The sequence below is a fragment of the Frankia sp. RB5 genome, from assembly GCF_059816245.1.
In genome coordinates, this window is sequence record NZ_JCBATA010000016.1 from 45,633 (window position 1) to 68,706 (window position 23,074).

20 protein-coding genes and 1 tRNA gene are annotated in these 23,074 nt (G+C 73.2%); 6 read left to right on the forward strand and 15 right to left on the reverse strand.

Going from position 1 to position 23,074, the window contains the following annotated elements; all coding sequences use genetic code 11:
• Nucleotides 1–290: 290 nt before the first annotated feature.
• From gcvH to AC6EXY_RS10655, 8 genes are all read right to left on the reverse strand, one after another.
• On the reverse strand, nucleotides 291–671 hold the full coding sequence (gcvH, locus tag AC6EXY_RS10620; RefSeq protein ID WP_101829714.1) for a glycine cleavage system protein GcvH: 381 nt from the start codon (nucleotides 669–671) through the stop codon (nucleotides 291–293).
• A 153-nt stretch (nucleotides 672–824) separates the two neighbouring features.
• Nucleotides 825–1,886, reverse strand: a complete 1,062-nt coding sequence (locus tag AC6EXY_RS10625; RefSeq protein ID WP_499817812.1) for a DUF881 domain-containing protein — start codon at nucleotides 1,884–1,886, stop codon at nucleotides 825–827.
• A 1-nt stretch (nucleotide 1,887) separates the two neighbouring features.
• The gene (locus AC6EXY_RS10630) at nucleotides 1,888–2,220 is read right to left on the reverse strand and encodes a DUF1290 domain-containing protein (RefSeq protein WP_101829712.1); all 333 of its coding nucleotides are present in this window, start codon (nucleotides 2,218–2,220) and stop codon (nucleotides 1,888–1,890) included.
• Complete coding sequence (locus AC6EXY_RS10635; RefSeq protein WP_101829711.1) at nucleotides 2,217–3,017, reverse strand: DUF881 domain-containing protein; 801 nt, start codon at nucleotides 3,015–3,017, stop codon at nucleotides 2,217–2,219. The genes AC6EXY_RS10630 and AC6EXY_RS10635 overlap by 4 nt, the downstream gene beginning before the upstream one ends.
• 67 nt (nucleotides 3,018–3,084) lie before the next feature.
• Complete coding sequence (locus tag AC6EXY_RS10640; protein WP_101829726.1) at nucleotides 3,085–5,571, reverse strand: mannose-1-phosphate guanyltransferase; 2,487 nt, start codon at nucleotides 5,569–5,571, stop codon at nucleotides 3,085–3,087.
• An 11-nt stretch (nucleotides 5,572–5,582) separates the two neighbouring features.
• Nucleotides 5,583–6,323 carry a cardiolipin synthase ClsA gene (clsA, locus tag AC6EXY_RS10645; RefSeq protein ID WP_101829710.1) on the reverse strand — a complete coding sequence of 247 codons (741 nt, stop codon included), beginning with the start codon at nucleotides 6,321–6,323 and terminating at the stop codon, nucleotides 5,583–5,585.
• A gap of 152 nt (nucleotides 6,324–6,475) precedes the next feature.
• Nucleotides 6,476–7,594 (reverse strand): C40 family peptidase, encoded by a 1,119-nt coding sequence (locus AC6EXY_RS10650; RefSeq protein ID WP_101829709.1) that lies wholly within the window; start codon nucleotides 7,592–7,594, stop codon nucleotides 6,476–6,478.
• 657 nt (nucleotides 7,595–8,251) lie between these two features.
• On the reverse strand, nucleotides 8,252–9,289 hold the full coding sequence (locus AC6EXY_RS10655; protein ID WP_499817811.1) for a class F sortase: 1,038 nt from the start codon (nucleotides 9,287–9,289) through the stop codon (nucleotides 8,252–8,254).
• 317 nt (nucleotides 9,290–9,606) lie between these two features.
• Here AC6EXY_RS10655 and AC6EXY_RS10660 point away from each other — a divergent pair, with 317 nt between their 5' ends.
• The 6 genes from AC6EXY_RS10660 to AC6EXY_RS10685 all read left to right on the forward strand — a co-directional run bounded on the left by AC6EXY_RS10660 (nucleotide 9,607) and on the right by AC6EXY_RS10685 (nucleotide 13,946).
• Nucleotides 9,607–10,173 carry a hypothetical protein gene (locus tag AC6EXY_RS10660; protein ID WP_101829724.1) on the forward strand — a complete coding sequence of 189 codons (567 nt, stop codon included), beginning with the start codon at nucleotides 9,607–9,609 and terminating at the stop codon, nucleotides 10,171–10,173.
• Between the two features lie 182 nt (nucleotides 10,174–10,355).
• Nucleotides 10,356–10,429: transfer RNA gene (locus tag AC6EXY_RS10665), tRNA-Pro, on the forward strand.
• Between the two features lie 466 nt (nucleotides 10,430–10,895).
• Nucleotides 10,896–11,339 (forward strand): phage scaffolding protein, encoded by a 444-nt coding sequence (locus AC6EXY_RS10670; RefSeq protein ID WP_101829708.1) that lies wholly within the window; start codon nucleotides 10,896–10,898, stop codon nucleotides 11,337–11,339.
• A gap of 232 nt (nucleotides 11,340–11,571) precedes the next feature.
• Entirely contained in the window at nucleotides 11,572–12,762 is a 1,191-nt protein-coding gene (locus AC6EXY_RS10675; RefSeq protein ID WP_165818184.1) for an RCC1 domain-containing protein, read from the forward strand.
• Between the two features lie 109 nt (nucleotides 12,763–12,871).
• Nucleotides 12,872–13,564, forward strand: coding sequence for a hypothetical protein (locus tag AC6EXY_RS10680; protein ID WP_101829706.1), 693 nt, complete (start codon nucleotides 12,872–12,874; stop codon nucleotides 13,562–13,564).
• Between the two features lie 13 nt (nucleotides 13,565–13,577).
• Complete coding sequence (locus AC6EXY_RS10685) at nucleotides 13,578–13,946, forward strand: hypothetical protein (protein ID WP_133150536.1); 369 nt, start codon at nucleotides 13,578–13,580, stop codon at nucleotides 13,944–13,946.
• A gap of 764 nt (nucleotides 13,947–14,710) precedes the next feature.
• On the opposite strand, the gene der is transcribed toward AC6EXY_RS10685, so the two are convergent.
• The 7 genes from der to AC6EXY_RS10720 all read right to left on the reverse strand — a co-directional run bounded on the left by der (nucleotide 14,711) and on the right by AC6EXY_RS10720 (nucleotide 23,060).
• A complete protein-coding gene (gene der / locus AC6EXY_RS10690; protein WP_499817810.1) occupies nucleotides 14,711–16,249 on the reverse strand; it encodes a ribosome biogenesis GTPase Der in 1,539 nt (512 codons plus the stop codon).
• A gap of 158 nt (nucleotides 16,250–16,407) precedes the next feature.
• Nucleotides 16,408–17,283, reverse strand: coding sequence for a lysophospholipid acyltransferase family protein (locus AC6EXY_RS10695; RefSeq protein ID WP_243407807.1), 876 nt, complete (start codon nucleotides 17,281–17,283; stop codon nucleotides 16,408–16,410).
• Nucleotides 17,280–18,119 carry a (d)CMP kinase gene (cmk, locus tag AC6EXY_RS10700; RefSeq protein ID WP_207770435.1) on the reverse strand — a complete coding sequence of 280 codons (840 nt, stop codon included), beginning with the start codon at nucleotides 18,117–18,119 and terminating at the stop codon, nucleotides 17,280–17,282. The genes AC6EXY_RS10695 and cmk overlap by 4 nt, the downstream gene beginning before the upstream one ends.
• A gap of 255 nt (nucleotides 18,120–18,374) precedes the next feature.
• A complete protein-coding gene (locus tag AC6EXY_RS10705) occupies nucleotides 18,375–19,490 on the reverse strand; it encodes a prephenate dehydrogenase (protein ID WP_101833260.1) in 1,116 nt (371 codons plus the stop codon).
• Nucleotides 19,491–20,183: 693 nt separating this feature from the next.
• Nucleotides 20,184–20,894: a pseudouridine synthase gene (locus tag AC6EXY_RS10710; RefSeq protein WP_101832181.1), complete on the reverse strand. Its 711-nt coding sequence runs from the start codon at nucleotides 20,892–20,894 to the stop codon at nucleotides 20,184–20,186.
• Nucleotides 20,895–21,459: 565 nt separating this feature from the next.
• On the reverse strand, nucleotides 21,460–22,113 hold the full coding sequence (scpB, locus tag AC6EXY_RS10715; RefSeq protein ID WP_499817809.1) for an SMC-Scp complex subunit ScpB: 654 nt from the start codon (nucleotides 22,111–22,113) through the stop codon (nucleotides 21,460–21,462).
• The gene (locus tag AC6EXY_RS10720) at nucleotides 22,110–23,060 is read right to left on the reverse strand and encodes a segregation and condensation protein A (protein WP_423748081.1); all 951 of its coding nucleotides are present in this window, start codon (nucleotides 23,058–23,060) and stop codon (nucleotides 22,110–22,112) included. The genes scpB and AC6EXY_RS10720 overlap by 4 nt, the downstream gene beginning before the upstream one ends.
• Nucleotides 23,061–23,074: the final 14 nt, after the last annotated feature.

Sequence of the window (23,074 nt, forward strand, 5' to 3'; positions counted from 1 at the left end):
GTCGCGTCCGCTTCCTGCCGGGACCCCGCACACGCGGGCTCGCCAGCCGCCTCGGCCGCCGCCGGACAGGCGGCGGGAACGTCTCTACCAACATTGCGATGGTGGTAGCCAGACGTTCGCAGCCCACCCCCACCACCGGGATGATCACATGCCGACGACCGGCCCGTCCACGACCGCACCCCGGTGCACTCCGAGGCTAGTGCATCAGGGGCACGGTCGTGAAAAGGGTGCGACCCGTGTTGTTCGGCGTGGCGTGCCCCACCGGCCACCCGGCGGCACGTACACCACTCTCAGCCCTGCTTCGTGTACTCCACGTACTCGCCGGCGGTCAGGAGTTCCTCGAGACCGCTTGCATCCGCAAGCTCGACGATGACCAGCCAGCCGTCACCGTAGGGGTCGGAGTTGACCAGCTCGGGCTCGCTCTCGAGCTGATCGTTACGTGCGGTGACCCTGCCGGCCCCTGGCGTGTAGACCTCAGAGACACTCTTGGTGGACTCGATCTCACCGAACGACTCCCCCGACGCCAGCGCCGCCCCCACCTCGGGCAGCGAGACGAACACGATGTCACCGAGGGCTTCCTGAGCGTAGGCGGTGATCCCGATCATCGCCGTGGACCCGTCGAGCCGGACCCACTCGTGCTCACGGGTGTACTTCAGGTCTTCCGGGTACACCGGAGATCGCCTCCCCTTGATCCGCGTCCCACCGAGGGCCCGCGCGGGCCGTCGGACATCTGACATCACCGCGACACCGGCGTCACCGCCGTGGCGGCGACCCCGCAAGTACCAGGAACACCGCCGCTACGGGCAACCCGCGCGGTGGTGGAGCTATCCGGCCGGGCGAGCGTAGCGGGGCCGGGGTGCGGCCCGCAGCGCATCGATCCGAAGATGGTCCGAGGTCCGCACGCTCGCCTGCGCGCCGTCCCGCGCCGCTACCGTATCGAGCACCCCGCCCGGAATGCGCAGGGCCTGGTCAAGGGTGTGCGCAGCACCGATGACCCTAAGGACATAGGGCGGAGAAACCGACATTCCGTCCACGATGAGTCCATGCCCCGGGTCGTCGGCGACGTAGGTCGACACGACGGCGCGCACCCCCGCGATCTCGATCGCCTCCGCCCCCGCGTCGCGCAGTTCCTGCAGGGCGTCGACCAGGACGGACGCGTCGACGGACCGCTGCGGGTCGCGGACGGTGAGCTCCAGGCCCGGCCCGTCCACCGGCACCGTCCCGGCCAGCACGGCGAACTCGTCGGCCCGGGCCACCGCGTCGCCGCCCGGGCTCGCCTGTGCGGCCGCCGGCGGCGAGCTGGCCAGGGCGTCCCGCTCGCCGCGCAGCCGGCCCTCCCGCGCGGCGAGCGACCGGTCGTCCGCGCCGATCGCCCGCAGCCGGGCGGCGAGCTGGTCCGGGCTCGCCGTGGCCAGCGAGTGGGACGGGTCCGCGGAGCGCACCGCGACCACCGTGGCGAAGCCGAGGACCGCCAGCAGCACCAGCGTCGCCCCGCGCGCCACCCGGGCCCGCGCCGACGCCCCGCCGCCCCGGCCGCGGTCCGCGGGCGGCTCAGCCGACGGGTCCGTGTCCGTCGGCTGAGCGGGCGGCGGTTCGTCGGTTCCGGGGTCCTCTCCGGTTCCGGGATCCTCGGCCAGCCTGGACTCCTCGCCGGGCTCAGGGTCCTCGGCCGGCTCAGGGTCCTCGGCCGGCTTGGACTCCTCGGCCGGCTTGGACTCCTCGGCCGGCTTGGGGACCTCGGCCGGCTTGGGGACCTCGGCCGGCTTGGGGACCTCGGCCGGCTTGGGGACCTCGGCCGGCTTGGGGTCATCGGCCGGCTTGGGGTCATCGCCGGGCTGTGCCGCGGGCTCGGCGGGGCTTGCGGGCTCGGGGGTGTCCGGTGGCATGTCAGCGGCCGATCAGGACGCGGCGCAGGGCCGAGGCGGTCGTGAAGATCCGGATGCCGAAGACCACCACGACCGCCGTCGACAGCGCCCCGCCGAAGCCGATGAGGTCGCCGAGCAGCACGAGCAGCACGGCGAGAAGCACGTCGGACAGGAAGGTGACGATGAACTCCCGGTCGTCGAACTCCCGCTCGAGCGCCGAGCGGGCCGCGCCGAGGGCGGCGTCCACCGCGGCGACGACCGCGACCGGCAGGTAGGGGTCGAGCCAGCCCGGCGCGGTGGGCCCCAGCACGAGTCCGGCCACGACACCGAGGGCGAGCGCGAGCAGTGCGATCATGATCCGCTCCGTCGGACGTTGCGCAGCACCGGGGCGGGCGCCGCGGGAAGGGTCAGGTCCGCGGCGGTGGCCACGGTCAGGGAGGTGACGGGCGAGCCGGGCCGGTGGCGCAGCCGGTCGACGACCGCGGACTGCTCGGTCCGGCCCGCGAGCGTCGTCGCGTCGCCAACGGCCTCGACGGTGTACGGGGAGAGCACGGGCACGAAGTCGACGAGCACGACGTCACCCGCCGAGCGGATGGCGCTGAGCGCGGTGAGCCGCACGCCGTTGACGGTGATCGCCTCGGCCCCGGCGATCCACAGCACGTTCACCAGGTCGGCGAGGTCATGATCCTGGACGAGTCCGCCGGCCGCCACGCCGCGCGGCGCGCCCGCGCGGGGATCCGCCGGGCCGGATCCGCCGCCGAGCCGGTTGACCAGCGTGATCCGCACGCCGGGCCCGCGCACCGCCAGCCAGCCACCCGCCGGTCCGAGCGCGGCGACGTCCGCGTCGGCGCGGGCCCGCTCCGCGGCCGCGCGCCGGCGCTCGCCGCGGCTCGCCGCGACCTGCCCTCGCAGCTCACCGACCCGCGACCGGGTCGCGGCGAGTTCGGTGGTGCGCTCGCGGATCTGGGCCCGCAGGGTCTGCGCGAGCCGCTCCCGGCTGGCGTCCGTGACGGCGGCGCGCCGCACGCCGAGGCCGATCACGGCGCCGAGCAGGACGAGCGTCATCGCGAGCGCCAGGCCCCGCAGCCGACGGCCGCCGAGGCAATTCCCCCCTCGCCGTCGCCATCCGGTCTCATCCCGCACATGCGGCATTCTCACCGACCAAACCCGCCAGACCGCCGACCTCGGTCCCGCCGCGCGTGCCGCGCGGAGGTCGGCGCTACGGGGAGTCGACGACGTCGGCCCAGCGGCGCAGCAGCGCGTGGGCCTCGGTCAGATCGGCGCCCTCGGCCCACAGGTGGGTGACGGCCTCGCTGGGGTCGGGCAGCACGAGGACCCAGGAGCCGTCCGGGCCGACGACGCGCACGCCGTCTGTGGTGTCGAGGGCGTAGCCGGCGTCGGTGTCCACGGACTCGACGACGCGGCGCATCACGGTGCCCTTGGCCGCCCACGGGGTGGGCACCGAGCGCCGCAGGATCGCGATGGACGGGATCCGGGCATCGATGGCGGACAGCGTGAGGCGGGTGCGGGCGACCAGGGCGAGCAGCTTCACGAACGCGGCCAGGCCGTCGATCGCGGGCCCGAACTCGGGGACGACGAAACCGCCCCGCCCGTCGGCGGCGAACACCACGCCGTCCTGGCGGGCCTCGTGCGACAGCGCCGCCGCCGACAGCGACGTCCGGTGCACGCGCAGGCCGTGGAACTCGGTGACCTGGTCGGCGACGCGGGTGGTGGTGACGGGCAGGGCGACCCGGGCGCCGCGGCTCTCGGCGGACACCAGGTCGAGGAAGACCAGCAGCGCGCGGTCCTCGTCGATGAGGTCACCGCGCTCGTCCACGATGGCGATGCGTTCGCCGACATGGTCGAAGCGGACCCCGAAGGCCGCGCCGGAGCTCGCGACCAGCGCGCCGAGCCGGTCGGTGGCCCTCAGGTCGTCCGACGCGCTGTGGGCGGGGATGATCTCGTCGACCCGGCCGTTGACGGTGAGGACGTCGACGCCGAGCCGGCCGAGCAGCGTCGGCAGCACCAGTGACGCCGAGCCGCCCGACGGGTCCACGACGATCTTGAGCTCGGCCTCGGCGACGCCGGTGGTGTCGACCCGGTCGAGCAGGTCCTGAATGTAGAGGTCGACGGTGCGGGCGGGGAAGCGCAGGTCACCGATCTCGCCGGGGAACGCGCGGCGGAACTCCTGGCGGGAGAAGACCCGGTCGAGCTTGCGCTGCGCGGCGGGCGAGAGGTCGTCACCGTCGGCGTCGAGGAAGAGGATGTCGATGCGCTCGGGGTCGCCGGGGGTGGTGCGGACCATGATGCCGCCGGCGGCGCTGGAGGAGCGCACGTCGAAGCGGGTGACCGGCGTCGGGGAGACCTCGAGGTCGCGGATGTTGATCGCGCCGGTCGTCAGGGCGCTGATCACGGCCCGCTTGAGCGCGCGGGCGGCGCGGGAGCCGTCGCGCGCGGTGGTGACGGTGGCGCCCTTCTTCAGGGTGGTGGCGTAGGCGGCGGCGAGGCGGACGACGAGCTCGGGAGTGATCTCCGCGTTGATCATCCCGGACACGCCCCGCGGGCCGAACAGGGTGCGCTGCCCGCGCGACTCCCAGATCACCGAGGTGTTGACGACCGCGCCGGCCTCGATCGTCTTGAACGGGTAGACCTTCACGTCGTGAGAGACGAAGGCCTCCTCGCGCACGACGCACTCGTCGCCGATGACCGCACCCTCCTCGATGCGGGCCGCCCGCAGCACGTCGGTACCGCGCCCGATCACGCAGCCGCGCAGGTTCGCCTGCGGGCCGATGAGCGCGTTGTCCTGGACGATCGCCCGGTGCAGGAACGCGCCGGACTTGACCAGCACGTTGCTGCCGAGCACGGTGAACTCGCGCAGCTCGGCGCCGGCCTCGACCTTGCTGTAGTCGCCGACGACCAGCGGCCCCTTGAGCACCGCCTCCGGGTGGACCTCCGCGTCCTCGCCGACCCACACCCCGGGCGACACCTCGAAGCCGCCGATCTCGACGTCGACCTGCCGGTTGAGCACGTCGGCCTGGGCCCGCTGGAAGCTCGCGATCGTGCCGACGTCCTCCCAGTAGCCGGCCGCGACATAGCCGTAGACGGGCGCGCCGGCCTCGACGAGCTTCGGGAGGACGTCGCCCGACCAGTCCACCGGCTCGCCGCGCGGCACATGCGCGAGCACCTCGGGTTCCATCACGTAGATGCCGGTGTTGACGGTGTCCGAGAACACCTGCCCCCAGGTCGGCTTCTCCAGGAAGCGCTGGATGCGGCCGTCCTCGCCGGTGATGACGATGCCGAACTCGAGCGGGTCGGGCACGGACTTGAGTGCGACGGTGACCAGCGCGCCGCGGCGGCGGTGGTAGGCCACGAGGTCGGTGAGGTCGATGTCGGTGAGCGCGTCGCCGCTGATGACGAGGAACGCCTCGTCGCGCAGGGCGTCCTCGGCGTTCTTCACACTGCCGGCGGTGCCCAGCGGCGTCGTCTCGGTGGCGTAGGACAGATGCATGCCGAGCTCGTCGCCAGCACCGAAGTAGGTGCGGATCATCGAGGCGAGGAACTGGACCGTCACGACCGTCTCGTCGAAGCCGTGCCGCTGCAGCAGCCGCAGCACGTGCTCCATGATCGGCCGGTTGACGACGGGCAGCAGCGGCTTGGGCAGGTTGGCGGTCAGCGGCCGCAGCCGGGTGCCCTCACCCCCCGCCATGACGACGGCCCTCACCCGCCACCTCCGCTCTCGCCGTCCCGAACAGGCCCGCCATCGCGAACAGGCCCGCCATTCCGAGCAGCCGTACCGTCCCGAGCCGCCGTACCGTCCCGGACCGCCGCGCCGCCGTGGACGACCTCCCGGTAGGTCCGGGCGAGCTGGCCCGCCTGGACGAAGTAGAGGACGCCGGACCACCAGTACAGGGCGATACCCCAGATCGCGAACGCCCATCCGGCGGGGCGCGCCGCCGTCGCGAGCCAGGAGTCCCCGGCGGACAGCAGCAGCAGCGGGAAGGCGTAGAGCAGGTTGAACGTCGCCGCCTTGCCCAGGTAGTGCACGGGCAGCGCGACTCCGACGCCGATGCGGCGCAGCAGCGGCGGCAGCACGAGCAGGGCTGCGTCCCGGGCGAGCAGCGCCACCGCGAACCACAGCGGCACGATGTCGCGCACGGTCAGCGCGACGATCGTCGACAGGATATAGAGGCGGTCGGCGAGCGGGTCGAGCAGCGCGCCGAGCCGGCTGGCCTGGTTCAGCGCGCGGGCGAGCTTGCCGTCGAGGTAGTCGCTGATCCCGGCGAAGGCGAGGACGCCGAGCGCGGCGCCGTCCGCCTCCGGCCCGAGCACGAGCCACAGGAACACCGGCACACCGACGAGACGCAGCGCGGACAGTGCGTTGGGGATCGTCCAGATCCGGTCCGGCAACGGCGCCGCCGGACCGGACGCCGCGGGCTGCGAGGTGGTGGGCGCGGTCATCCGCCGTCCTCCATGCGACGTCCTCCTCCACGGGCGTCGACCGGCCGGCAGGCCGGGCATGGCTGACGCTAGCCGATGGTGGTCGCGTCAGGTCGGCCGGTGCCGGCCGGCAGTGCTCAGGGGATCGTGAGGACGGGGACCGGGCCGCGGGCTCAGTGGATGCGGCCGACCTTGTAGGTCGAACTGTAGATGGGGCGCAGCGAGACGACGCCGCCGGTCTGCGGCGCGGCCCACATGTAGCCGTTCCCGGCGTAGATACCGACGTGGTAGATGTTGCCCGGAGTGCCATAGAAGATCAGGTCGCCGGGCTGCTTGCCCGACTGTGGCACCTTGGTGGACACGTTGTACTGCCCCTGCGCGGTGCGCGGCAGTGACCGGCCGAGCTGTTTGAACACGTACTGGACGAGCCCGGAGCAGTCGAACGAGTAGGGACCCTCCGCGCCCCACACGTACGGCTTGCCCTTGTTCAGCGAGGCCAGGTACACGGCCTTGTCGCCGATGGAGCTGCCCGGGATGACGGTGGGGATCGCCTGGTCGATCGCCGACCCGCTGCCACCGACTCCCCCGAGGCCGCCGGCGCCGCTCCCGCCGCGGGTCGGGCTGGAGATCGTCACCGTGGCGGCGCCGGCGAGGGAGGGGCGCAGCGCGCTCGACCCGTCGAAGACCGCGGTGATGGTCGTCGTCGACAGCAGCCGGGCGGTGATCTGCGCGTTGCCGTTCGCGTCGGTGTGCAGCCGGGTGGACGTCTGCCACTGCGGCCCGTTGACGACGACGATGCGCACGTCCTGGTTCGCCAGCGGCGCGCCGGAGTCCGCCTCGGTGGCCCGCACGGTCAGCACGACCGGGGTGTTGGGGGCGACGTTCGTCTTGTCGGCGCTGATGGAGACGTTGGTGAACACCGAGTCGTGGTCGGCGATGGCGCTGGCCAGCGGGGCGAGGGTGCGGGCGGCGTTGAGATCGCCGGACGAGCCCCCGCTCTGACCCGGGATGAGGGCGGCCTCGTGCGTCTGGGACGTCAGCGCGTTCGCGTCGAGAGAGGCGGCGCCGTCGGTGCCGCTGGGCACGGTCGCGGCGAACGCGGCGGTCGAGGCGGCGATGGTCCCGGTGGTGAACGCGGCGATCGTCACCGCGCGCCGGGGCGGGGCCGTGGTACGGCGGCGGGCGGTGCCCGTGCCGGCGCCGGAGGATGCGCGGGGCGCCGGCGGGCGCTGGCGACCCCGGACGAACTGTTCCCAGTCCTCCGGCAGCCAGGCCATACCACGACGGGGCAAGACGCGTCCTTCCCGTGCGCCGACGAGGTGAGCTGCCGGATCCGGGCCGGGGAGCCCGAGGCCAGCCGCCTGGACCCCGCTGATCGTCCCCGGGCACGCCACCGGCACGACTGCCGATGGAACCCCCCGGGACCACCAGAGGTCCCCCACGCCTGCCCCGACAATGCTCGGAGGGGCCGCCGAACCGGGGGCAGGACAAGGCGCATCGGTTCGACGGGAATCGCTGTTCGCCATGCAGGTTCAACCAGCACGCCCTGTTCTGGGTGACGTTCCGAACCCGGATCAGACGTGTTGGAGATGACCATAGTGGACATGCCGGGATGGCCGGCAACCACCCTGAACCCAACGTTTGAACACGCAACCGCGGCCTCGTCGACCGGCAGCAGAAAGTGCCGGTCCGAGGATCGTCCGCGACAGGATTCACCGCCGGGCGGGCACGCCACCGGGCGGCACCACCACCTGGGCGCACGGATGCCGACCCTGCGTGCCGGCGGCGGGCGGCGCGGTGACGATCCGCAGGCGATCAGATGAGCCACCCCCGGCCCGTGACATTCGGGTGCCATTGCGCTCCGCCACCCCCGCGCCCCGGCTCGACGAAACGCGCGCACGGCGTCGGTCAGTACTCCGCCGACGGGTATGCGGCCGTCCCGCGCGGCCTCACGCCCGCCTGGGCGCCACCGTCGCCAGCGGCGCCGCGGCGGCGGCGGAGGTCGCCGGGGGAAGGTGTGCCACGCCGGGAGCGGACGTCGCCGGCGGAAGCGGTGCCACGCCGGGAGCGGACGTCGCCGGCGGAAGCGGTGCCACGCCGGGAGCGGACGTCGCCGGCGGAAGCGGTGCCACGCCGGGAGCGGACGTCGCCGGCGGGCGTGGCGTCACGCGTGGCGACGCCGCGCCGGGCGGACGCGGTAGCGGCTGGGCGGGGGCCGCCTGTCCCGGGGCGGCGCCGGGGACGTTCGCGCCGGGGACGGGTGGGGCCGACGTGTCGGCGTGCGCGTAGACGATCAGGTTGCTCAGGTAGTGATGCGTCTTGTGGTCGAACGCGCCGCCGCAGGTGATCAGGCGCAGCTCGGGTCTCGCCACCGGGCCGTAGACGCGGTCGGCGGGGAAGGTCGCCTTCGTCACCTCCTCGGAGCGGTCGACGATGAACGCCTGGGTGGCGCCGGTGGGGCCCGCGACCTCGACCCGGTCGCCCGCCACCACCTGCGGCAGCCGGTAGAACACCGCCGGGCCGGTGGTGGAGTCGTAGTGCCCGACGAGGACCGCCGGCCCGATCCCTCCAGGCGCGGGGCCGCGGTCGAACCAGCCGACGTCCCCCCACGCCGTGGGGACGCCGATGCTGCCGTCCGCGTTCAGCCCGATGTGGGTGATCGGCGCGTCGATCGACAGCCTGGGGACGCGCAGCCGGGTCGGTTCACTGATGACGACCGCCGGGCGCTGCGGGAGCGCGGTCCCCGTGCCGGCGGGCGCGGTCGACGGGGGCGGCGGGATCGGCGGGATCGGCGGGAGGTCTGCCGTGGCGTCTGACCGGGAATCGCCGCGGACGGCGTCAAGCGCCGGTTCCGCGAGCCGGAATCCGCTGCCCAGGACGAGGACCGCACCGACCAGGAGCAGGCCGCGCCACATCAGTGGCCGCCGGGCGCCGGGAGGCCGGGGGCCGCCGGGCGGCCAGTGGCCGCCGTTGCTGCCGTGTCCCACGGTGCCTCCCGCCTGTGCGCGCGTGCCGTCGGATCCACGGGCTCGCCCGCGTTGACGACCTCACCGACCGTTACTCTATCGATTCGAGTGAACACAATCGGTGAGGATGTGGACCAGGTGGGACCGGAGCGCCACCGGCGCCCGCCATCACCGCCCGAACCGGGACGACCGGTGACGCGGACGCACCGTCGACGCCGGTCGGACCCCCGAATCCGACCGCACCACGCCCGCTGCGCTTGACGCGCATCTCCACATCGAGTCGCTACTGTGTCACTCGCAGTGATGTGCTGATCACCGTACGTGAGAAAGGGGACCAGATGAAGAAGGGTATGGGTCGCGGCGCCGCCGTCCTCGCGCTGTCGAGCGCGGCGAGCGTCGCCCTCACCTTGGGGCCGGGCCTGGCTGCCGCCTACGCCTTCGACGACAAGGACAACCGTGGCTGCGGCGACAAGAAAGACGGTTGGGACCTTTTCGGCGACAAGGACGGCAAGGACCACAAGGACGACAGGGACGGCAAGGACGGCATCGACGGCGACAAGGGCCTCGGGCACGACGACAAGGGCCTCGGGCACGACGACAAGATCGACGGCGACAAGCAGGGCCGTGCCGACGACCTTGGCAGGAACGACAGGGACGACGACTGGTTCGACTGGGACGACAAGGACAAGGACAGGGACAAGGACCACAACTGCGTCGGCGGCGTCGTCGCCGGTGTCGGTGTGGGTGTCGGTGGCGTCGGCGCCGGCGGTGTGGCCGCCGGTGGCGGCGGCATGGCTGGCGGCCACGACTCGTCCTCGCCCCTGCTCCCGATCGCTGGTGCCACCGTCGGTGCGCTCCTGATCGGCGCCGGGGTGGCCAGGCGGCGCGCCCAGGGTGCCGTCTGACCCTCCCTCTCCACGCGGCCCGCACGTCCCCTACAGGAGCGCGGGCAGCCTGGACACCCTCGTGGGTGACGGCCTCGGCCTGGTCCCACGCGGGGCCGCGCACGAGGGTCGGGGGTCGCGTCGAACCCGGCGCGACCCCCGGTCACACGCCGGGTCCCGGATACGGTAATGTTGCTCGCGTACGGGACGTGGCGCAGCTTGGTAGCGCACCAGACTGGGGGTCTGGGGGTCGCAGGTTCAAATCCTGTCGTCCCGACAACTGCAGTTAAAAGGAAATCGCCCCTCCGGCCGATCATGGTCGGAGGGATTTTTCTTTCTTGTTCAGGGGAGCCACAGGGGAGCGCTGAGCGATCTTCGTTCGCGGTAGTATCGGAATCTATCGCCTAGCTGCGACCAAATTCCATCTTGGATCAGTAAGCGATACAACAGCGGTACCCGAACGTGCGGCCGCGCCAGTTGGGTGGATGTCGGCCAGCTCGCTCGGCGCCATATCGCTTCGTATCGCTAATAGTGCAAGACTGTCGTCAAGGACACCATGAAGCACTGTCGATGGAGAGCGGGTATGGACTACTCCGGCGAGTACGACGAGAGCAAAACCCCGCAGGGCTGGGGCCCCGACGCCAACAATGACCTTCTCGACACCGTCACCCTCGACGGTCTACCTGGCCTCCTCACCTACGCCCGGCACGTCGAGGGCCTAGCCGCGCCGACCGCCACACCGGTTGGAAGGCCGCCAGCTCAGAGCGGACGCGGCGAAGGCGGCGAAGGACGGGGAGACCGCCGCGGAAACCGCGGTCCGGGAGGCGCGGGAGCTGGCGACGCAGACGGCCGACGCGCGGTACAAGCCGCTTGTCGTCCGGTCCGAAGCCTCCGCGGCGTTCATCGGAGCCAAAGCCGAGGTCTTCGACAAGGACGGCGAAGCCGACCCGAAGAAGCTCGCCCGCCTGTTGCGGCTCGTGAACCTCGCCGAGGTCGAGGTCACCGACGACGGGACGATCACCGGCCTCGCCGATCAGGTGGCGTCGATCAAGACCGACTACCCGGAGCTGTTCGCCGGCCCGAAGTCGCCACCGCGACCGAAAGCTGACGGCTCCGACCGCAAGCCGGAGTCGACCAGGCCAAAGACGTCGGCGGCGGCCCTCGCCGCACAACTCGGCGGAGGCTGACCAACGCTCGGCGAGGGGGCGTCCGGTGGGCCGCCGGCCGTGGTCTTCCCGTGACATTCTGGCACGGATAGTTCACGTCTGGCGACGCTGAGTCCCGATGCGCCGCTACCGTCCGCACAAGGTAGGTGACGGGGTCAACGCACGGGAGGCCGGCATGCGGTACGGATGCCTACGGCGCGGGACCAGAGAAGGCGAAGACTCGCGACGCAGGAAGGACTGGGCGGCCAGGGCGGTGGTGGTCCTGCTCGCGGTGGCGACGTCGGTCGGACTGCCGGCAGGCCCGGCGAAGGCGTACCCACCCAGGCAGGTCATCGCCGCGGGGAGCAACGCCTACGGGCAGCTGGGCAACGGCCGGGCCCCGAAAACCGGGCACGTCTTCGGCCCGGTGTCCGTGATCTGGTACGCGAGCCAGATCTCCGCGGGCGGACTCTCCGCCTACGCCCTCACGCTCTACAACCCCGGCCGCGTCTGGGCCTGGGGCCGCAACGACTCCGGCCAGCTCGGCGACGGCACCACCACCGACCGCCCGCTACCAGTGCTGGTACCGGGGCTGGACGAGGTAGGGCAGGTCGCCGGCGGCGGCGCCACCGCCTACGCCCTGCGCTCGGACGGCACCGTCTGGGCCTGGGGACGGGGTGGCTCGGGCCAGCTCGGCAACGGCGCCCGGACCGACAGCCCCGTCCCGGTGCAGGTCCGCGGGCTGACCGGCGTCACCGCGATCGCCGGCGGCGGTGCGGCCGGGTACGCGCGTCGCTCCGACGGCACGGTGTGGGCCTGGGGCGACAACGCCTACGGCCAGCTCGGCGACGGCACCACCACGAGCACCGCGACCCCGGTCCAGGTGGCCGGGCTGACCGGCGTCACCGCGATCAGCGGCGGCCGGTGGGCCGGCTACGCGCTACGCACCGACGGCACGGTGCGAGCCTGGGGAGCAGACTGGCACGGCCAGCTCGGCGACGGCGGCCACACGAACCGGACGACCCCCGTTCCCGTGGTCGGACCGTCCCGGACCCCGCTGTCCACGGTCCGCACGGTCACCGGCGGCGGCGACTTCGCCTACGCACTGCTCGGCGACGGCACCGTGGCCGCCTGGGGCCGGGGCGACCTGGGCCAGCTCGGCAACGGTTCCCCGGCGGACAGCCCGGTCGCCAGGCCCGTGCCCGGCCTGACCGCCGTCACCGCGATAGCCGCGGGCGGCGAGGCCGGCTACGCGCTGCGCCAGGACGGCCCGGAACCGGGGGCCTACGGCAACCGCGTGATCTGGGCCTGGGGCAGCAACGCCCACGGGCAGCTCGGGATCGACCAGCCACCCGCCCACCGGCCGGCGAACCTGTTCCGGCCCCGGCAGGTCCCCGGACCGAGAGACGTGCAGGACATCGCGGCCGGCAGCTACTCGGCGTATGCGATCTTCCAGCCCTCCTGACCCGCTGGACGATCAGCCGGCGCGCCGGGTGGCTCACGTTCACGCTGTCCCGATCTGCGCAGCGGGTTTCGTCCCGTGACACGCCGCAATGATCTGTCAAGCTGCACCCATGGATGTGGAAGCAGAGGACGAGCAGGCTCCCGCCCGCGACGGCGCGGGACGCGCGACCTTGACCCCGCAGCAGTCGGGCCGGCTGTTCGCTGCTGTGAAGACCCGCCAGACGGCGAAGGGCTGGGCGATCGGCCGGCGGTTCAGCGCCGCGTCGTACTACGACCTGCGGGACGAAAAGCCCGTGCTGCTGTCCACCCTGCCGAAGACCGATGAGCGGATGCGATGGGTCGAGGGGTCCGCGGAGGCGGTGGCGTTGCGCGGCGAACGACCGGTCGGCCTGGAGGAACTGGTCGCCCGTCTCCGACGTGCGGTGGAGATTCGGTGCGCGGACCGCGGCTGGGATCCGGCCAAGCAGATCGAACCGGGTGTGTGGGCGAAGCTCGACGACGGCCTGGACGAGCTTCCGACGTCGCCGGAGCTGGTCGATCTCGATGATGCGGTCCAGTGGGTCCGCGGGTCCGCGGAGAAGCTCGCCAGGAACGGAGTCGACCCGATCCCCTCGGAGGGTGGCCCGACGCAGGTCGTCATCCAGCTCGACGCCCCGCCAGGCACCGTCACCCTGGAAGAGTGGTTTCTGATCTCCGGCCGAGTCCAGGCGACCGCACCGCAGATGAGCCCGGAGGAACGAGGCAAGCTGGCGGCCGTGCTACAGCAGATGATGGACAGCTGGCTGGAGTCCCGGGGACGCTGACCAGCAGCCCGTCGTGCATGAGGCTGAGGACCCAGTCGAGGGCTTCGGCGTAGCCCTCACAGCGCCCGAACCGTTCCGGGTCGAGGGTCTCGTCCTCCGCGGCAAGGTTCTCCGCGGCCCGGCGGAGAGGGTGTGGCATGAAGCCGACCTACCGCCCGGCCGCGACGGCTACGCCCGGACCTTGCGCCTGCCCGACGGCGCGGAAGTAACGCTCGTCATCACCTCGTCCACGCTCACCCCGCACCAGCGCGCCGAGGTGCGCAGGAAGATTCTCTCTCAACACCTGGAGCGCGATCCGTCAGGATCCAGCAAGACCTCGCCGCAGCCGTTGCCAGCGCCTCCTGGATCTGGAGTGTCAGCCCGTGGCGGTGGTCATGGCTGAGCGGCGAGGTGGTCGCCGCAGTAGCCGAGCGGACACTGGGCGCGTCGCGGCGAACATGCCGCGACACGTGAACGAGACCGGAACAGCTTCGGGACGGGCCGCGACACGTGATTTTCACAGGAACGGCATTCCTCGGCGCCACGGCCCGTGAGCGTACCGTCACCTTCGCGCGACCGTACTGCGACTCAGGAGGAGCAGATATGTCCAGGCGACGATGGCGAGTAGGGCTGTGTTCGGCGAGCTTGGCCGCCGCCGGCGTGATAGCGGCGCCCACGGCGGCACTGGCGGGGCATTCCGCACCGCCGCCTCGGCCGGTTCCGGTGCATAACTGGCACCACAACCAAAGCCGCTACCAGCCGCCGCCCCCGCCGGCGCCGTGGTGGAAGCGCGGGCCGAACAAGCCCCGTCCGCCCTACCACGACGACGTCTACCGCAATGACCCGCACCACAGCGACCTGCATTTCGGCAATCCGTACCACCGGTGAGCCGCACCAGGAGTTGAGCGTGCGTTGAGCCGCCTCGCACCAACCAGGACAGCCCCGCGGCGCGGCAAGCCCTGGTCATGACCCCGTTGCTGCCCGACCTGCCTCGGGCCGGGCGGCAACGGGCCCCGTGGCCGCTCGACCCCAATTCCGTCACGTCAGCCGGCCGCAACTCATGCGGTCCAGAAAAACGGTAGCCGCAGTCATGCGGCCGGCGACGTGGTGGACCATTACCAGGCCACTGCTGGAATCCGGCAGCTCGCGCCCAGCAGAGGGAGACCGTCAGGGGCGGGGGCGCTCGCCGCGTTCGCGGACGCGGACGGAGATGGAGATCGGGGAGCCGGTGAAGCCGAAGTCCTCGCGCAGACGGCGTTCGAGGAAACGGCGGTAGCCGGGCTCCAGGAAGCCGGTGGTGAACACCACGAACCGGGGCGGGCGTACGCCGGCCTGGGTGGCGAACAGGACCTTCGGCACCTTGCCACCGCGGGCGGGCGGCGGGGTGGCGGAGACGACCTCGCCGAGCCAGGTGTTGAGCCGGCCGGTCGGGATGCGCGTGCCCCACGACTCCAGCGAGGTGCGCAGCGCGGGGGCGAGGCGGTCCGTGGCCCGGCCGGTGCGGGCGGAGACGTTCACCCTCGGCGCCCAGGCGACGCGGCCGAGATCGCGGACGATCTCACGTTCGAGGGTGAGACGGCGGTCCTCGTCGACGAGGTCCCACTTGTTGAACGCGAGGACGAGCGCCCGGCCCGCCTCGACGACCATCGAGATCACCCGCTGGTCCTGCTCGGTGAGCGGCTCGCCGGCGTCGAGCAGGACGATGGCGACCTCGGCGGCCTCCAGCGCGGTGGCGGTGCGCAGCGACGAGTAGTACTCGGCGCCGGACGCCTCGCGGACCCGGCGGCGCAGGCCCGCCGTGTCGATGAACATCCACTCCTCGCCGCCGACGGTGACCAGTTCGTCCACCGGGTCGCGGGTGGTGCCGGCCTCGTCGTGCACGAGGGAGCGGCGGCTGCCGGCGATCTTGTTGAGCAGGCTGGACTTGCCGACGTTGGGCCGCCCGATCAGCGCCACCCGGCGCGGGCCGCCGGTGTCGGCGCCGAACCGCTCGCGGGGCGCCTCGGGCAGCACCGCGAGCACCGCGTCGAGCAGGTCGCCGCTGCCCCGGCCGTGCAGGGCGGAGACCGGGTGCGGCTCGCCGAGGCCGAGGCTCCACAGCGCCGCCGCGTCCGCCTCGGAGCGGGCGTCGTCCACCTTGTTCGCGACGAGGATCACCGGCAGGCCGCTGCGGTGCAGGACCCGGGCGACGGCCTCGTCGGCATCGGTGGCGCCGGTGAGGACGTCGACGATGAACAGCACGGCATCGGCGGTGTCGAGCGCTGCCTGGGCCTGCTCGGAGACCATGGCGGCCAGGCCCGCGGCGTCCGGCTCCCAACCGCCGGTGTCGACGAGGGTGAAACGCCGCCCGCTCCACACCGCGTCGTAGGCGATCCGGTCGCGGGTGACGCCGGGAACGTCCTCGACGACGGCGGCACGGCGGCCGAGGACACGGTTGACCAGCGTCGACTTGCCGACGTTGGGCCGCCCGACGACCGCGACGACCGGCTGCCCGACGGACACGCCGACCTCGTCCGAGCCGCCGTCTCCCAGGACGTCGTCGCCGGGCTCCCAATCCCCGAGCCCGCCGCCCCCGAGCCCGCCGTCCCCGAGGTCACCGTCCCCGGGCGCCCAGCCGCCGAGGGTGCCGTCGCCTGCGGGGGCGCCGTCCGAGTCGGCGAGGTCCATCGTCGCGTTCCGTCCGTTCCTGCCTGCCATGACTGCCATACCTGTCGTGTGGTCTCGAGCCCACGATCAACGGTGATCGCGGGTGGTACCGGGCCGGCGGCCGACCATGCGGACGGCCGCCGGCCTCCTGTGAACCCCCGCCAGCCCGCCGCGCGGGCCGGGGTGCCGCGCGTGGGGGTCCACACGCGGGCGTGTGCCTACGCGGCGGTCTCGCCGGGGGCGGCGCGGGCCGTCTCCAGATGGTCGAGGAGGCGGACCCGGATGTCCTCGGCGACGGCGGCCAGCGCCCGGCGCGAGCGTGGGTTGGCCGGCACGTCCACCTCGAACGGCTTGCCGAACACCACCCGGACCGGGGCCGAGCGCCGCGGCCAGCGGGCGCCCTTCGGCAGCGCGTTGCCGGTGCCCAGGCACGCCACGGGCAGCACCCGGCAGCGGCTGTGCACGGCGAGGTAGGCGATGCCGTGCTGGACGGCCGCCATCTCGCCGCTGCCGCGGGTGCCCTCGGGGAACACGCCGATCGCCCCGCCGCGGGACAGCTCGTCGAGCGCCGTGTGCAGGGCCTCGCGGTCGGGGCGGCCGCGGTCGATCGGGATCTGGCCGCTGATCAGCAGCAGCCGGCCGACGATCTTCGTGTACATCTCGGACTTCACCAGGCAGCGCACGGTGCGCGGCGCCTCGATGACGACGAGCGGGCCGTCGAGCCAGCTGCTGTGGTTGCCGGCGAAGATCAACGGCTCGTCGAAGGGCACGTTCTCGACGCCCTCCAGGCTCACCCGCATGATCATCTTGTTGATCGTCGCGCGCACGCCCGGCTTGAGCACCCGGTGCGGCAGGTCGTTGTAGACCGGCGACTCCGCCCCCCGGTGCAGCGACGCTCCCCGCCCGGGCGCGGCCCCGGGAACCGCCGCTTCGGGAGTCGCAGCCTGAGGTGCCGCCGGCTCAGGTGCCGCCGGCTCAGGAGCCGCAGCTCGGGGAGCCTCCGCCACGGCAGCCGTCGGCTCAGAAGCCGCGAGTTCGGGAACCGCCGCCTCTTGAACCGCCGCCTCGGGAGCCGCGGGTTCGGGGGTGGTCATGTCGCCACGTTGGTCGGCTGCCCGCAGTGGCGCAGGACCTCCTCGACCACCTCGGGGACGCCCATCGCCGTCGAGTCCAACACGATCGCCCCGTCGGGGATGGCCAGCGGGTCGGCGGCGCGAGTGCTGTCGAGCGCGTCGCGCCGGTCGAGCTCGGCCAACGTACGGGCCACGTCGTCGACGCCCTTCTCGCCGAGCTGGCGGGACCGGCGCAGGGCGCGCACCTCCGTCGACGCGGTCAGGAACACCTTGACCTGCGCGTCCGGGGCGACGACCGAGCCGATGTCACGGCCCTCGACGACGATGCCGCCGCCCGCGCGGGAGGCGTCGATCACCTGGCGCTGCTGGGCGACGAGCCGAGTGCGCACGGACGGTACCGCGGCGATCGCGCTGACCGCGTTGGTGACGGCCCGGGTGCGGATCTCGGCGTCGACGCGGGTCCCGTCGACGGCGATCGTCGGCTCGTCCGGGTCGGTGCCGACCGACAGCACCGCCCGTTCCGCGAGCTCGGCGACCGCCTGCGGGTCCTCGATGTCGATGCGACGCTCCAGCGCGAGCTGGGTGACGGCCCGGTACATCGCCCCGGTGTCGAGGTAGCGCAGACCGAGACGGCGCGCGAGCTCGCGGGCGACGGTGCTCTTACCCGAGCCGCCCGGGCCGTCGACCGCGACGACCAGCCCCGCTCCCTCGGCCGGCTCATCGTCCGTGACCTGGGGGTACGCGGCCGCGCCGCCTCCGGACCCAGCGCCGCCCGCGTGCGACGACGCGGACGTTCCCTTCGCCCCGCCGGCGGCGATCCCCTCTGCCGACAGCGCAGACCCGTGGTCGGGCTCCACCCGATTCCTCCGTCCCGGACACGTGAGAGTGGTCGGACCACGCCGCGCGGGCCCGGCTCCGCGCCGCGTCGGCCCCGGTCGGGGGCACCACGCGGGCGGTCGCGGACCGGTGACCGCGGCCCCGCCGACCAGCATCGTCGGCGGATCCCCGGCACGCGTACCAGGCCTGAGCTCGGACCGGCGGCGTCAACCCGTCGGGCGCACCACGGCGGAGACCGACGGGTGCGACCCCGGATCAGGCTACTCGGTGCCGCGTCAGGATCGTCGATATGCCGTCCATCCTGTGGCGTTCAACCGATCGACGACGTCGTCGGCGACCGTCGGATCGACGGCGAGCTCCACGATCCCGGCGGGATGGTCGAGGCTGTGCTCGAACGCGCCGACGTCCTCGATGTTCACGTCCCAGGCGCTGATCAGCCCGACGATCGCGGCGAGCTGGCCCGGCCGGTCGTCGAGCACGACGCCGACCCAGCCCCACGACCGCGTCGCCGTGCCGACCTTACGCGGCAGCCGCGCCCGGCCCGCGTGCCCATCGCGCATCACCCGGGTGACCGCGGCGGTGACCTCGTCGGCGCCGCCGGCGTCCAGGACGTCGGCGAGGGCGGACAGCGCCGTGCCGAGCTCGCGCATCCGCCGGGCGATCGGCGCCCGGTTGCCCTCGATGATCCCCGCCCACAGCTCCGCGTCGCTGTCCGCGAGCCGGGTCGTGTCCCGGAACCCCTGCCCGGCCAGCGGCACGTCCGAGCCCGACAGGTCGCCGAGCGTGCCCGCCAGCGCGCTCGCGACCAGCTGCGGGACGTGCGAGACAGTCGCCATCGCCTCGTCGTGGCGGCGCGGCGTCGTGCGCACCGGTGTCGCCCCGCAGGCCAGCGCGAGCGCCACGGTGGCGCGCACGGCGGCGTCCCCCGTGTGCGCGACGGGGCAGACGGCCCACACCCGCTCGGCGAACAGGTCGGCGCGGGCCGACACGGCGCCGTGCCGCTCGCGCCCGGCGATCGGATGCGCCGGGCACCACACCGACAGGTCGCAGCCGAGCTGCACGCCCTCGACCAGCGGTCGCACCTTGACGCTGCCGGCGTCGCTGACGGTGTCGGCGATCCCTGCCCGGGTCAGTGCCCGGACCTCGCGGGGGATCGTCGGCAGCGGTGTCGCGACCACCGCGTGCTCGACCCGCTCCCCCGCCTCCCAGCGCCGCCCGGCGCCCATCTTCTCGGCGAGTGTGACCTGCGCGTCATCGGCGTCGCGGAGCAGGACCTCGACCCCCCGGGCGGACAGCGCCAGCCCCACACTGGTCCCGATCAGCCCCGTGCCGACCACCCCGACGCGGCGCAGCGTCGGCAGCGCATCAGCGTCCCAGCCCGTCTCGACCATGAGACGACAGCCTATGGCGGCAGCCTCGGTCAGGAGCGTCTCGTCCCGAGGCACCCCGAACCAGGCCCGCGCCGAGGACGATCGTGGTGGAGGTGCCAGGTAGCAGGTGGGGTTGCGATCTTCGCGACCACTTGGCTCGCCCGCTTCACCGTACGCCGCATATCGGGCACGCTTCCCGCCGGTGGGAAGTACCTGCGGCGGACAGCGGCACCGTGTCGCGAATTCGCGGACTGCTGGCCGTTTCGCCACGATTACGCGACGCGGGCCGCCGTGACACTGACAGAACGCTGCACAGCTGGCGAGCCGACAGCACCGTGACGATGACAACTCGGGCCGCGACCAGGCCGTACCTCGGGTTGCGATCTTTGCGTCGGGCTGTCGCGCCAGCGGTTCGAGGCCGTTCGTGGCGGCGGTCCGCGGCGGCGGTCGGTGACAGCGTTCCGACACCGTCACGGCGTTCCCTGCCACAAACCTAGGGACAAACCGGACACGACACGCCAGGAAATTGGCATCACGCCGCCTTCCCCTGCGGCCACTCCCCCTCCACGGGAAGTCCCCCGCCTCCTCGGCGTTCCAGGTCGCCACCCACACCGAGGTTGATCATGAACGGGTGGAGTCGGGACGCCATAGACGGGCGGCGGGCGGACGCGTCCACACGAAGAAGACCCGAGAGATCACAACTCGAGACGCGACTTAGAGGCCGACGTCGCGGTAGAGGGCGCCGATCTCGTGGCGGGTGAGGTGGCGGGCGCGGCCGGAGCGCAGGGTGCCGAGGGCGACGGCGCCGAGGCTGACACGCACGAGCCGGTGGACCGGGTAGCCGACCTCGGCGAGCATGCGGCGCACGATGCGGTTGCGGCCCTCGTGGATGACGATCTCCAGCATGACCCGGCCGTTCGCCTGGTCGACGACGCGCACCGAGTCGGCTTGGGCCCGCCCGTCCTCGAGCTCGACGCCGGTGCGCAGCTGGCGGGGCACCTCCCGGCGCAGCGGCCCGGAGACCTCGACCAGGTACGTCTTCGGCACCGCGTAGGACGGGTGGGTGAGCCGATGGGCGAGCTCGCCGTCGTTGGTGACGAGCAGCAGGCCCTCGCTCTCGGCGTCGAGCCGGCCGACGTGGAACAGGCCGGCGCCGAACTCGGTGAGCAGGTCGGCGATGGACGGGCGGCCGCGGTCGTCAGACATCGTCGACAGCACCCCGCGCGGCTTGTTCAGCGCCAGGTGGACGAGGCCGGTACGGGTGACGACGCGCTCGCCGTCGACCTCGATGACGGCCGTCTCCGGGTTGACGCGCCGGCCCTGCTCGCGCACGACCACCCCGTCGACTCTGACCCGCCCCTCGGCGATCAGCTCCTCGCCGCGCCGCCGCGAGCCGATCCCGGCCGCGGCGAGCACCTTCTGCAGCCGGACACCCTCCTCCGCGGCGGCCCCGGCTCCGCCCGCGTCCGAACGGGCCGCACGCTCACTCGGGCGGCCATCACGCGCCGGCGGACGAGCATCACGCGCCGGCGGACGGCCATCACGAGCCGGCGGACGAGCATCACGCGCCGGCGGACGGCCATCACGAGCCGGCGGACGAGCATCACGCGCCGGCGGACGGCCATCACGAGCCGGCGGACGAACGTCACGCGCCGGCGGACGGCCGTCACGCGCCGGCGGACGGCCATCACGAGCCGGCGGACGGCCATCACGCGCCGGCGGACGAGCATCACGCGCCGGCGGACGGCCATCACGCGCCGGCGGACGAGCATCACGCGCCGGCGGACGGCCATCACGCGCCGGCGGACGAACGTCACGCGCCGGCGGACGGCCATCACGAGCGGGCGGACGGCCCTCTCGCGTGTCGGGACGGGCGTCGCGGGCGGCTGCCCGGCCATCGCGTGGGTTGGGGCGGGCGTCGCGGGAGCCTGGACGGGCGTCGCGGGAGGTCTGGCGGTGGACGCGGGCGTTCATGCGGGCGTCACGTGGTTCACGGGGCAACGATGTCATCCAGGTCGTCGAGTCCGGGGAGCAGGGGGGCCAGGGGGGGCAGCTCGTCGAGGCTGCGCAGGCCCATCCGTTCCAGGAAGTAGTCGGTGGTGCCGTAGAGGATCGCGCCGCTGTCCGGATCGTGGCCGACCTCATCTACCAGCCTACGGGCCGTCAGCGTGCGGATGACGCCGTCGGCGGACACTCCGCGCACGGCGGAGATCCGCCCCCGGCTCACAGGCTGCTGGTAGGCGACGACGGCGAGGGTCTCCAGGGCGGCCTGGGTGAGGCGCGCGCTCTGCCCGGCGAGCACGAAGTCCTCCACCCAGGGGGCGCACTCGTCGGCGGTGTAGAAGCGCCAGCCGGCGCCGACATGGCGCAGCCGGAAGCCGCGGCCGTCGCGGACGTAGGTCTCGGCGAGCTCCGGCAGTACCCGCTCGATCTCCCGCGCGGACGCGCCGAGGCCGGTGGCGAGCTCCGTCACTCCGACGGGCCGCTCGGCCACCATGAGCACCGCTTCCAGCAGCGCGGCGAGCGGCGGCCGGTCAGCGGACCGCGCGCGCCCGGCCGTGCGGCGGCCTCGCGACGTCGTCGCCTCGTCGGCGCCCCCTTCGGACTCGGGGGCGACGGGTTCGGCCTGGACGGGGTTGGTCACGACGCCTCCTCGTGGGCGACGTCGGTGTCGCCGCCCGGATCATCCCCGTACAGGCCGCGGCCGACGGCGAGCAGGTCCGCGCCGGCCTCGTCGTCGACGGCGATCCAGCGCACCGTGAGTTCTCCGAGCGGGACCTCCTGGTCGAAGGACACCCGTCCCTCGCGGAACAGCTCGAGCAGGGCGAGGAAGCGGGCGACGACCTCGATGGTCTGGCGGCAGCCGGCGCACAGGGTGCGGAAGTCCGCCGCGCCGAGCTCGCGCAGCAGCCCGATGATGGCGATCATGTGCTCGCGGACGCTGATGCGGGGCAGGTGGACGTGGTCGGTGGCGACCAGCGGCGGCAACGGGGGTTCACGCAGCCGGGCGGCCAGCGCCGCGAGCTCGGTGGGGCCGATGCCGATCTGCACCTCGGGCAGCGCGTCGGCGTAGCGGGCCTCCAGCGGCACCGCGCGGGGGGTGTGGCGGGCCTCCAACGCCATCAGCCCCGCGAACAGCGCGGACGCCTCCTTGTACGCCCTGTACTGCAGCAGCCGGGCGAACAGCAGGTCGCGGGCCTCCAGCAGGGCGAGGTCCTCCGACTCGTCCTCGGACAGCGCCCCGGGCAGCAGCCGGGCGGCCTTCAGGTCGAGCAGCGTCGCCGCGATCACCAGGAACTCGGTGGCCTGGCCGAGGTCGAACCGGTCGCCGAGGCGGCGGATGTGCGCGACGAACTCGTCGGTGACCTGCGAGAGCGCCACCTCGGTGACGTCGAGCCGGTGCTTGGCGATCAGCGAGAGCAGCAGGTCGAACGGGCCGGAGAAGTTCGCGAGCTCGACGACGAACGGCTCGGTCCGTCCGCCCCGCGCCGTCGGCGAGGCCGCCTCCCCAGCCACGGCGCCCTCGGCGGGCGTGCGCGCGCGCGGTATGGCGTTGGCGTCCGTGGCGCCGTCGGCTCGGGACCTGGTCACCCCGCCACGCTACG

What these genes read in the sequence shown, in the direction of transcription:
- AC6EXY_RS10625 (WP_499817812.1), bottom strand. Translation starts at nt 1,886, where the DNA reads ATGCCACCGGACACCCCCGAGCCCGCAAGCCCCGCCGAGCCCGCGGCA.
- AC6EXY_RS10630 (WP_101829712.1), bottom strand. Translation starts at nt 2,220, where the DNA reads ATGATCGCACTGCTCGCGCTCGCCCTCGGTGTCGTGGCCGGACTCGTG.
- AC6EXY_RS10635 (WP_101829711.1), bottom strand. Translation starts at nt 3,017, where the DNA reads ATGCCGCATGTGCGGGATGAGACCGGATGGCGACGGCGAGGGGGGAAT.
- AC6EXY_RS10640 (WP_101829726.1), bottom strand. Translation starts at nt 5,571, where the DNA reads ATGGCGGGGGGTGAGGGCACCCGGCTGCGGCCGCTGACCGCCAACCTG.
- clsA (WP_101829710.1), bottom strand. Translation starts at nt 6,323, where the DNA reads ATGACCGCGCCCACCACCTCGCAGCCCGCGGCGTCCGGTCCGGCGGCG.
- AC6EXY_RS10660 (WP_101829724.1), top strand. Translation starts at nt 9,607, where the DNA reads ATGAAGAAGGGTATGGGTCGCGGCGCCGCCGTCCTCGCGCTGTCGAGC.
- AC6EXY_RS10680 (WP_101829706.1), top strand. Translation starts at nt 12,872, where the DNA reads ATGGATGTGGAAGCAGAGGACGAGCAGGCTCCCGCCCGCGACGGCGCG.
- der (WP_499817810.1), bottom strand. Translation starts at nt 16,249, where the DNA reads ATGGCAGTCATGGCAGGCAGGAACGGACGGAACGCGACGATGGACCTC.
- AC6EXY_RS10695 (WP_243407807.1), bottom strand. Translation starts at nt 17,283, where the DNA reads ATGACCACCCCCGAACCCGCGGCTCCCGAGGCGGCGGTTCAAGAGGCG.
- AC6EXY_RS10705 (WP_101833260.1), bottom strand. Translation starts at nt 19,490, where the DNA reads ATGGTCGAGACGGGCTGGGACGCTGATGCGCTGCCGACGCTGCGCCGC.